Below are 8118 nucleotides of genomic sequence, written 5' to 3'. Positions count from 1 at the left end.
ATGATACATGGGTTGATGCCAACTACAAAGAATCCTCTTTGGATCATCTTCGCGTCAATCAAGCCGTAACTCTGTATGCTGATGCTTATCCTGATGTTACCTATCATGGCAAAGTAGAAGGTTTAAATGCCGGAACAGGCTCAGCGTTTTCCTTGCTCCCCCCCCAAAATGCAACCGGAAACTGGATTAAGATAGTCCAAAGATTACCCGTACGTATTCGCTTGAACGAAGATGAACTGAAAAAAAACCCGTTGCAATTAGGACTATCTATGCGCGTTACCGTAAATACTCATGATCGCGATGGAAGCAGAATGCCAACGACTACAGAACCATTGTTTAAGTATGAAACGACTGTTTATGCAAAACAATTGGCCGAAGTTGAACCCTTGATTTATGAAATCCTGACGGCAAACTCAACGGATATCTCGTTACCAAAGGCTGCAAAATAATGGCAGAAGCATTACCTCCACTACAAGGCAGTAGACTGCTGTTAATGACAATCTCCTTGTCATTGGCTATTTTTATGAATGTCCTTGATACGTCTATTGCCAATGTAGCAATTCCAACTATTGCCGGCGATCTTGGGGTTAGCCCGGATAACGGCACCTGGGTTATTACCTCTTTTGCAGTAAGCCAAGCAATTATGTTACCGCTCACCGGATGGCTGGCGCGCCGTTTTGGTGAAGTGCGTTTATTCTTATATTCGACCACATTGTTTACCATCGCTTCGGTACTATGCGGCTTATCCGAAAATTTAGCGATGTTGATTCTGTTCCGCGTTATTCAAGGGGCGGTTTCAGGCCCGATGATTCCTTTGTCACAAAGTATTTTACTTGCCAACTACCCTCCTGAAAAAAGGGGACTGGCAACAGGAATATGGGCCATGACCGCAGTTGTCGGCCCCATCATGGGCCCAATTCTGGGGGGGATTATTACTGATAATTACACCTGGCCGTGGATTTTCTACATTAATGTACCGGTTGGCATCTTTGCCGTTATTTTTACAATGATTACCCTCACGGGCAGAGAAACAGCAACCGTAAAACGCCCCATAGACTATATTGGCTTAGTCTTATTAACCATTGGGATTGGCTGTTTACAAGTTTTACTCGATAAGGGACATGATTTAGATTGGTTTCATTCAAACACAATAACTGCTCTGGGGATTATCTCCCTCATTACGCTTAGCTTTTTAGTCATTTGGCTCTTAACTCAATGTGATCCCATTATTGACTTGTACTTATTTGAAAACCGCAATTTTACGATTGGTGTGACTTGCCTGACGCTAGGTTTTCTGGTTTATTTTTCCACGGTGGTTATTTTTCCCTTATGGTTACAAACACAAATGGGATACACCCCTACCTGGGCTGGTTTTGCCGCTGCTCCAGTTGGAATTTTGCCTTTCATATTAACCCCCTTTGTTGGTAATTATATGGGTAAATTTGATTTGCGCGTGATAACCAGCATTGGTTTTCTCATCTTTGCACTCACTTCGTATTGGCAATCTAATTTTTATACTGATATAGGCTTCATTCAATTAATTGAACCACGATTTATCCAAGGTCTTGGTCTTTCTTTTTTCTTTACCCCACTGATTGCCATGATCTTAGCTGATATCCCCCCTGAAAAACTAGCCAGTGCCTTGGGTCTTGCCAATTTTTTTCGTATTCTGGGTGGAAGTTTTGGCACCTCACTCAGTGTCTCGATTTGGAATGATCGGGAAGCAATGCACCAAAGTCATTTGGTTGAATACATCAATGCCTTTAATCCATTAACGACACAATCGCTAGAACAATTACACGCATTAGGTATCTCAGGCTTAAAAGGTTTTGGCGTCTTATATGAGAACGTAATCAACCAGGCATTTATGTTAGCGACCAATGATATCTTCAGACTTTCAGCCTGGATTTTCATGTTTCTGTTTGGCCTCGTTTGGCTTGCTAAACGCACCTTTATAAAAGCTGGCGGCCCCATTGCGGCAGAATGATTGTTATCTAAACAATTCTTCTTTATAATTCGTTTTGATTTTAAACAATAAGGTGCTTTTAAATGAAAAAATGGATGATGCTGGCGGCTTCCAGCTTTATGGTAATGAATGCTCATGCAAACGAAGCCTATTGTGGTTATAAGGATTACTTTCGTTTAAGCGACAGTTCACACCCAGCAATTTATATTGTAAGTGGCTTTAGTGATCAAGACATTGTGTTACAAATAATCGGTCCACGCAGTTTTGTGATTAGAGATTCGTATCAATGCCGAAGCGGTTATGCACATGTTACAGTTGCCTATGATTCAGCCAATTGGTGCGTGCTGGATATTAAAGACGGCCCATTCATGAATCATCCAACCGTTAATGCCTCGTGCAATGGAATTCGTTACATCAATACAGAATATGATGGCTTTAACAGTTATTCCTACACGATTAATTTAGATTAAAATCTAATTCATTGTCGTCTGGGTGGAAAAATACCCCCAATCGACAATGAATGATTCTCGTTATCTACATCGCTATTGATATGTATTGACTCATAGGAACAACGGCTTTTCCCCAGAACCCTTAGCTGTGGCTATAATCTTCCTGAACCAATTTCCGGTGTATCGGAGTCCGCCTCGCTAGATAAACGCTGCTCGGCTATTTCTGTGCAACGTGGAGAGAAGAAACCGCTAGACGAAGTAGCTTCTTCTGAAGGTGCGCTCGTTGCTTCTCCCTGCCCCATCTGTTGCAATAACGTAAGATAAGAAGCCTCTGTTTTCAGCATGGTATCGGTTGGATGTGCAACATGCACATCTTTCATTGCTCGAGCAGGATAAAAAAACTCCCCCATGCTTCTCATGAAATTATGTACCATCGCAAATAAACGATGCAAAGCATGAGCCGGTTTCGCATCAAATAATCCCGCCACACGCCCAATACTCAGAGTTATTAAATAAGCGGGCAGTTTAATAAATGCAGCCGTCACGCTATAAAATAAATAGATTATATTCGTCCCTACGACAATAAAACGACTTAAATCTTTCTTTATTTTATCAACTAAAAAGGTCCCCGCCCTGCGCACAGGCTCCGCAGGATTAGGGGTACCCTTAATCCACGCAACCAGACTTAATGCCGGGGAAATCATAAAACGTAATACGGCGGGAATATAAGATAAAGGCAGGGAAAAAACTTGAAAGGCAATCGATGGGTGACTTTCGGGATAAAGTAATTTTTTTAAGGACTCGCTTTCTTCTTTGCTGAATAAAGCATCCATTTGCCGTGCCAGAGCCAATTTATCGGCTACCTCAAGTTTTGGCAACATTTTAGCCTGAACAATTAACCAGGAAACAAGTTTGAATCGTTGCACAATACGCTCTCGCTCAGGTGCCATGATTGTTGCATGTTCATGGCGCGGAGCTACTAAATCAGGTTGCTCATGATGCTTAACTGAATGGGCAACTAATGATTCATAAAGCATAACAGCAAATTTAGCGCCGATAAGCGGATAACCTGTAGAAGGATCCGAGCCCAAATCTTCTTGCAGCAAATGACTTAACCAAGGAATTTTATACCCTGCAACACCATTAACCAAAAAATAACCTAAAGTATAGGCTGCCACACAATAAGCACCAATAGTTAATGGATCTTCACCACATTGATAGAAAGTATTTGCCGCAATACCACTTGTGCCATGAGCTAAACCATCCCAGAAAACAGCAGAAATTTCTGCCAACGTAGAGCCTCCGGCAACCGCCGCGCCTAATGGTGAAGAAGCCATAGTATAGGACATATTACTAAATGCATTGACAAAAGCACTACCAAAGATTGACGCACTATAAGCCGGCAAATAAATCATGCCAATACCAACAAGATACGTTGTCGTAAAGATTAGTCCGCCTACGGGATCTTTAGCATAAATATTATGGGTAAAAACGCTACTAAAACCGTTTACTCCTCTGACCATTGAATTAAGGACGTCATTAAATTCACCTCCAGAAAGCTCATATTCAACACCTGCTAATCTTACCTTAGAGGGAGCATCCTCTTTTAATTTATCGCCACACTGTTTTAATAATTCCTCAAGGAGTTGTTCTTCGGCGGCAAAAATCGCATTGGCCTCAATAGTGACATGTGCCAAAACCTCATCCAGTGCAGGTAATGCTTTGCTTGATTCCCAATCATTAACAATATCTTCCGGCATACCAATGATTAGTTTTGCACCAAAATCTCTAATACCGTAAAAGATATCCATGAATCCATTACCAAGTTGCATCACAAAATAAACGGGTTTTTTCCACATCGGTTCTATAGCTGCTACCTGTTTATGCAGCTTTACGGCATTAAGATGAAAATTACGGTTATACCAATCTTCTTCTGCCCAGGGGCGCGTGGGAACAAAAATACCTTTAAATATATTCAGAAGAAATGAGCTAATACTTTTAACGGCGGCCCTAACACTACGATGAGTTCTCCAGCGTGTAGCAGAATAGCATTCAAGCTCTTCTTTTTCGCTACCATTACTGACAAAGGGAGTCTGACCTTTTTTATTATCCAAAACATCCCAACCTTCGATAAAACTAATAGCAGTTAATACTTGTTGTTGGCGTACTGATGGCAAATTATCCTGAGCAAAATCATACGCAATCAACTCGTTTTTATTCGAAGAATAAAAACCATGATGTTTGGCCGTAACCGCATTACGCGGATCCGCTTCATGCTCATCAATTTCTTTACGTGCATCTTCAATAAAATCATTCATCTCACCACGTGTAAAGGCAAAATAACGCGTGCGACTGTAAGTCAGATCTTGATTAACCCCCTGTAATTCATACAAACCATGAACCATTTGCTGCTTAATAAACTCCAGTACTGAATCATCGCCTCTTGAACGATTATAAGGGCGTAAATTTTCCTCATGGTGCAACCTTTGCAAATAAGCGTGCGCACGCCTTTTATCTGCTTGAATATCCAAGGTTATTTGCGCAATAGACTGCTCATTGAATCCCGGACAATCCACTTCAGAAAAATAGCTACTAAGCTGATTTTCTATTGCATCTAATTTAGCAATGTAGTGCGCAAAAACTTTTTTATATTCACGATAAGTGGTGTTTTTATTTACCAATGATTCAATGGCTTGCAACGCAGTAAATCGATCTTGATATAAATCCAGGAGCTTCAACTTGAGTGCTTGTGAATTACTGACCAGACCTTTCATTGCACGTTCATGTGCAACAATCCGATATTGACCCAAAGAGGAAATTACCTTGCCCGTAATCGAGTGTGTTTTCACAATTCCCCAACGTACTCCGTTTTTTAATTTTTCAGCGCTGGTTTGCCACAAAAATGCATGCGGAGCACCATTTTTAATAATAAATTTAATGTGATTAGGTGTTGTATGCGATACTTCTTTACGATAGACATCTCGACGCCAGGAAGCACCAATCCATGGAATTGCCGATAAGGCAGGAAGTGATATGTTGGGCTCCTCATTAAGCGTAAATGCTCGATAACGTTGCTGAATTGTCTCACCTAAAAGCACCTTTGCACTCTGCGCGCTCATAAAAGACCTACCCTTGCCTTATATTTCCAATGATCATTAGCATCATTATACAGCGTAAATATTAAACAAATATTAACGAAAATAAAATACAAGCTTATTATTTATCAAGAGTCTATGTAATTAGTTTTTCAACGTATTGATTGGCAATCTGTTGCTAGAACCTATTTTTACGAACAAAAAAACACGTCGACCTCAAGACCGATTTTTCTGATGTTTACTCACATCCAAAGACCAGCCACCACCGAGGGCTTTGATTAGCTGTACACTCGCCATTTGTCGGCGCGTCCGTACATTCACTGAAGCAAATTCTGACTGCAAGGCCGTATTTTCAACCACCACCACTTGCAAGAAGGTAACAAGGCCACCGGCATAGCGATATTGCTCCTGTTTCCAGGCACGCATTGCAGCACGTGTTGCTGCATCTTGCGTACTACGCTCTTTATCCAATTGCTTTATGGCAATAAGATTATCCTCCACATCTTGAAAAGCAGTTAATACGGTTTGTCGATATGTGGCAACGGTCGCATAATAATCTGCTTTTGCCTGATTTAATAAACTACGTAAGCGGCCACCATCAAATATAGTGACTGCAGCAATCGGTTGGATGAGTGTTAATAGACTAAGCGGTCCAAGAGACCAGAAAAGGCTAGGTTTAGAGATAAGATTTGCGAACGATTGACTTTGATATCCTCCCGTACCAGTTAAATTAAACTGCGGGAAAAAAGCAGCGCGCGCCACCCCAATGCTTGCATTAGCGGCTTGTACACGTAATTCGGCAGCAATAATATCTGGCCGACGTTGCAACAGTGTTGATGGCATATTCGGGGCTATGGCCAGAAAACGTTGTGGTAATTTTGCAGGAGCCAAAGAAAAAGCAGAGGGAAGTTCGCCCACTAATACTGCAATTGCATGCTCTAACTGAGCTCGTTTTAAACGCATATCTTCAGCCATGGTTTTGGCATTTTCAAGCTGTGTTTCTGCTTCATCAACATCAGCTATCGGTGCGGCACCGCCCTGGTAACGTTTTTTGGTTAAATACAGCGCCTTTTTATAAGCAACCACAGTTGTATCTAAAATACGTTGCTGCTCATCGCTACCTCTTAGGGCAAAATAATCGTTGGCAAGCTCTGCATGCAAACTAAGATGAATGGTGGCAACATCAGCCGCGCTTGCCTTGGCAAGACGGTCACTCGCAACAAACTGATTACGAATAGCCCCCCAGGCATCCAACTCATAACTAAGATAACCTCCGACTAAGATCTGATTATAATCGAGTACCTTCTGAGGATTGGCTACCGTATGTGAAGTTTGTTGTCTGTCCGCATTAAAGAGTGCTTGGAGGGTGGGGAAAAAGTACGAGCGAGCGACTTGCGCCAAAGCATAGGCATCCTGATAATGTGCATAGGCAACTTTCAAATCCTGGTTCGCAACCGTAAGTTTGTCTTCTAGGTCATTTAGGATGGGATCATTAAAGGCTTGCCACCAGGCATCTGGCTGAACAATGTGTGGTTTATCCTTAACTTTAAGCCATGTTCCAGTTTCTTTAAAATGTTCAGGAATAGGCATCGGCGGGCGTTGATAAGTTGGTGCTAAAGAACAACCCATCAACGTAGCTGCCAATATTCCTGAAATAATGAACTTGTTCATGAAACCACTCGCACGACTTCACCATCAGTAATCGAATCAGGTGGATTAATCACAATACGCTCACCTGGCGTAACTCCGGTCGCAATTTCTACTTCTGCGCCAAAGTCACGATTTATTGTTACTGATTTCAATACTATTTTTTGGTCTTTATCCACGGTAGCCACCTGCAAGCCTTGCGCACGAAACAGTAGGGTATTCACTGGTATACGCACAGTATGAGGAGGTAGTGACAAGGAAAACCAGACTTCAGTATAACCACCAGGTAATAATACTTCATCTTTATTTTCTGCGGTAAATTGCGCCAATAAAGTTCGCGTTGTTGGATCAATGGCTTTGGCGGTATCTAATAATTTAGCGGGGAACTCCTGACCAGGATGCTCAGCAAAATGTAAACTAACAACCAGATTAGACGTAATCCGCGCAGAATAATTCTGTGGTACTTTCACATAAATGCGTAAAGGATTCGTTTGGGCGATACGAAATAAGGGTTTTGCTGTAGTACTACTACCTGAATTAATCAATGCCCCAATATCCGTTGCCCTAGCGGTAATTATCCCATCAAATGGTGCGATAACACGCTCGAACCCAACCAACTCGGTTAGGCGGTCAAGATTTGCCTTAGCGGAGCTCATTGCCGCTTGTAACGCCTGAGCCGCGCTTACCTTCTCATCCGTTTCCTGTTTTGATACAGAATCAGTTTTTAATAAGTTTATCCAACGTTTCGCCGTAGATTGAGCCAATTTATTATTGGCAATTGCCGTATTTAAATCAGCAGCGGCCTGACGCTTTTGCGCATTGAGTTCCGGTGTTTCAATTTCAGCCAGTAAATCGCCGGCTTTGACATGGCTGCCAATATCCACATACCACTGTTTAACATAACCATCCGTACGAGCAAAAATAGGTGCTTCATGCCACGCCCATACGTTTCCAGGCAAAA

At 42.0% G+C, this 8118-nt stretch carries 6 protein-coding genes; 3 read left to right on the top strand and 3 right to left on the bottom strand.

Annotation, left to right across the window (positions count from 1 at the left end):
• From LDG_RS15065 to LDG_RS15055, 3 genes are all read left to right on the top strand, one after another.
• Window positions 1-449, top strand: a 449-nt coding sequence (locus LDG_RS15065) for an HlyD family secretion protein (protein WP_040536175.1), incomplete at its 5' end; no start/stop codon positions are given.
• Window positions 449-1987: a DHA2 family efflux MFS transporter permease subunit gene (locus tag LDG_RS15060; RefSeq protein WP_006872287.1), complete on the top strand. Its 1539-nt coding sequence runs from the start codon at window positions 449-451 to the stop codon at window positions 1985-1987. The genes LDG_RS15065 and LDG_RS15060, both read left to right, overlap by 1 nt.
• 62 nt (window positions 1988-2049) lie before the next feature.
• Complete coding sequence (locus LDG_RS15055; RefSeq protein ID WP_006872286.1) at window positions 2050-2436, top strand: hypothetical protein; 387 nt, start codon at window positions 2050-2052, stop codon at window positions 2434-2436.
• Between the two features lie 131 nt (window positions 2437-2567).
• On the opposite strand, the gene LDG_RS15050 is transcribed toward LDG_RS15055, so the two are convergent.
• The 3 genes from LDG_RS15050 to LDG_RS15040 form a co-directional block, all read right to left on the bottom strand.
• Window positions 2568-5534: a hypothetical protein gene (locus LDG_RS15050; protein WP_006872285.1), complete on the bottom strand. Its 2967-nt coding sequence runs from the start codon at window positions 5532-5534 to the stop codon at window positions 2568-2570.
• 192 nt (window positions 5535-5726) lie between these two features.
• Window positions 5727-7181 (bottom strand): efflux transporter outer membrane subunit, encoded by a 1455-nt coding sequence (locus tag LDG_RS15045; protein WP_040536173.1) that lies wholly within the window; start codon window positions 7179-7181, stop codon window positions 5727-5729.
• On the bottom strand, window positions 7178-8118 hold a 941-nt coding region (locus LDG_RS15040; protein ID WP_083821487.1), incomplete at its 5' end, for an efflux RND transporter periplasmic adaptor subunit. The genes LDG_RS15045 and LDG_RS15040, both read right to left, overlap by 4 nt.

Origin of the sequence: Legionella drancourtii LLAP12 (assembly GCF_000162755.2) — a bacterium.
In the GTDB taxonomy this organism is placed as follows: domain Bacteria; phylum Pseudomonadota; class Gammaproteobacteria; order Legionellales; family Legionellaceae; genus Legionella; species Legionella drancourtii.
Note: the sequence above shows the minus strand (reverse complement) of the source record. Positions and strands in the feature narration are given on the sequence as shown.